Source organism: Mycobacterium sp. (assembly GCF_032159775.1).
Taxonomy (GTDB): domain Bacteria; phylum Actinomycetota; class Actinomycetes; order Mycobacteriales; family Mycobacteriaceae; genus Mycobacterium.
Genome location: NZ_JAVHWK010000050.1, coordinates 1 through 2,588, shown reverse-complemented (window position 1 = coordinate 2,588; position 2,588 = coordinate 1). Strand labels below are relative to the sequence as shown.

Sequence of the window (2,588 nt, the reverse complement as noted above, 5' to 3'; positions counted from 1 at the left end):
CCACCCAGCACCGCCGACGCCGGCACGCGGCAGTCGTCGAACGACAACTCGCATGATTCGACACCCTTGTAGCCGAGCTTGGGCAGATCCCGTGACACGGACAGCCCCTGGCCGTGTTCCACCAGCACGACCGAGATGCCCTTGTGGCGCGGGCTGGCGCTGGGGTCGGTCTTGCACAGTAGCGCGATCAGCCCCGACCGCCGGGCGTTGCTGATCCAGGTTTTGGACCCGTTGATGACGAGCTGCTCCCCGTCGGTGCGCGCGGTTGTCGTCATCGCCTGCAGATCGGAGCCGCCGCCGGGTTCGGTCAGCGCCATGGTGGCGCGCAGTTCACCGGTAGCCATTGAGGGCAGGTACTTCTGCTTCTGTTCTTCGGTACCGAACAAGGAGAGCAGCTTGGCGACAACGGTGTGGCCGCCCATCGCCCCGGCCAGGCTCATCCAGCCGCGGGCGAGCTCTTGGGTGACCTCCACATAGCACGGCATCGAAACCGGCGACCCGCCGTACTCCTCCGGCACTGCCAGGCCGTAGATTCCGATTCGCTTCATCTGTTCGATCCACGCTTCGGGGTATTCGTTGGCGTGTTCGACGTCGCGAACAGTCGGCTTCACGTCTCGATCCACGAACTCGCGCACCGTCTCGACCAGCATTGTCTCTTCTTCGCTGAGCGTCGTGATCATGGCACTTCCTGGTGGGTTTCGTTGCTGCACAGAGACTTAGCCGACAAGCTCTTTGGCGATGAGTCCGATATCGGCTCGAAAGTCGGTGAAGCTGCGGCTGGCCGGTTCGACGGTGAGCCAGGTGACCCCGGCGTCGGCGTAATCGCTGCGGCGCGGCTTCACCGCTTCGATGAAGTCCTGACAATCGCCGCTGACCAGTCGGTCGGCTTCGAAGGGAACGAACGAGACGTCGGCGGGTTCGCGACCGAGATCGGCGCGTCGTTCATTGACCGCGGACACGAGGGTGGCGAGTCGGTCGATGTCCTCTAGAGGTGGAGTGCGCGTGATGGCTGCCATCTCAGCGGACTGGCCCATCGGTATCCAACCGTCGGCGGTGTCGACCACCCGCCGCTGAGCAGCCTTGCTGTTGCCGCCGATCCAGATCGGGGGACCGCCGGCAGTGAGGGGCAGAGGCAGTGCCACGTGATCGGGGATTCCGAACTCAGGGCCGTGGTGCTCCTGGCCCGCCCACGTGGCCTTCCATGCGGCAATTGCCTCGTCCAAAAGTGCTCCGCGGCGGTGGAAGTCGGCGCCGAGGGCCTCGAACTCCGATTTCAGATAACCGGCACCGGTTCCCAGGGTGAAGCGGCCGCCGGAAAGCAGGTCGAAGCTGGCAGCCGACTTTGCGGTCAGGTACGGGCTACGGTAGCCGGATACCAGGATGTATGTCATGAGCCGCAGGCGGGTGGTGGCTGCAGCGGCAAAGCTGAGTGAGACGAACGGGTCGAAGGCGTGGTGCCCCCCGTGTGCCAACCAGTGCTTGTCGGGGAATGGGTGTTCGCTCATCGAAAAGCCATGAAAGCCAGCGCTTTCAACCGCTTTGGCGATCTCGCCGAAGCTGGCTCCCTCGCTCCAACGTTGCCAGTGCTTGACGGCGCGCATCGGAAACATCACGTTGTACTGCAGGTTCACGGGTGAATCCTCGAGTTGTGGAGCGCCGGAAGCTCAGCGCACTGATGGCATTGCCGCTGCGCGTAGGTCGCGGGCACTTTGTAGCTGTGGTTCGTGGTTGGCTTCGTAGCGCTCGATCCAGTCCTCGGGCAGTTTGCCCCAGGCTTCGCCGATGCGCAGTCGCTGTGCGGAGCTGAACACTTCTGCGGCCACCACGTCGCCGACGAAGATGGTGTTCTCGTCGTTGTCCAGCGATCCGGTGATTCGGCATTCGACGTAGCTGTGGGCGTCGAGCAGGATGGGTGCGCGGGTGACGCCGGGTTTGGTGCGTAGGTGAGCCATCTTGTCGCCGTCGCGGCCCGAGCTGCCGCCGAGGGTCATCAGGATGTCCATCGAGGCGTCGATCTCGTCGGGTCCCGCCGAGAGCATGTGCATGACGAAGACGCCGGAGTTGATCAGCATGTCGTGGGTCTTGTTGTACTTGGTCAGGCTGACGGTCGCGCGGGGCAGTTCGGGCACGATGCTGGCCGAGCCCGCCGACAGTGACATCAGACCGTTGGCGAATCCGTCGTCGATCGTGGTGACGGCCACCGGAAATGGGCGCAACCCCGCCAGCACTTTGTCGGCCGCCGCAAGGTCGATCGTCATGTGGGGCTCCTCGGGTCTTCGTGATTCGTCGAACCGCCAGAACCTGACAGCCCCTACGGGGATGGCCCAATGATCACGGGTGCTTCATTACTACCGCATACTACTGTCAGAAGCAAGCTGTTCGGTAGCTCATCACCGCGCCTGTTTTTACGCGAAAGGGGCAATCACGCGTATTTATACGATGATCTCGGAATCGACGCTATTGTCAGATACGACACAAACATGGGTGACTGGAAGACGGGCATCCGATAGTCTTTGACGGCTACGTCCACTACCGAAGGGGCCAATCGCGGTGGATCTTCAAGTTCGGGACAAGGCGTACGTGATCGT

At 62.8% G+C, this 2,588-nt stretch carries 3 protein-coding genes; all 3 read right to left on the bottom strand.

Annotated features, from left to right (window positions below):
* A partial coding sequence (locus QOJ24_RS05305) for an acyl-CoA dehydrogenase family protein (RefSeq protein ID WP_526259811.1) occupies positions 1–680 on the bottom strand: 680 nt, incomplete at its 3' end.
* A 36-nt stretch (positions 681–716) separates the two neighbouring features.
* Positions 717–1,631, bottom strand: coding sequence for an LLM class F420-dependent oxidoreductase (locus QOJ24_RS05300; protein WP_526259809.1), 915 nt, complete (start codon positions 1,629–1,631; stop codon positions 717–719).
* 33 nt (positions 1,632–1,664) lie between these two features.
* Entirely contained in the window at positions 1,665–2,258 is a 594-nt protein-coding gene (locus QOJ24_RS05295) for a flavin reductase family protein (RefSeq protein WP_526259807.1), read from the bottom strand.
* Positions 2,259–2,588: the final 330 nt, after the last annotated feature.

Bases quoted from the DNA above. Each gene is read 5' to 3' on its own strand.
- QOJ24_RS05295 (WP_526259807.1), bottom strand. From the start codon at position 2,258: ATGACGATCGACCTTGCGGCGGCCGACAAAGTGCTGGCGGGGTTGCGC.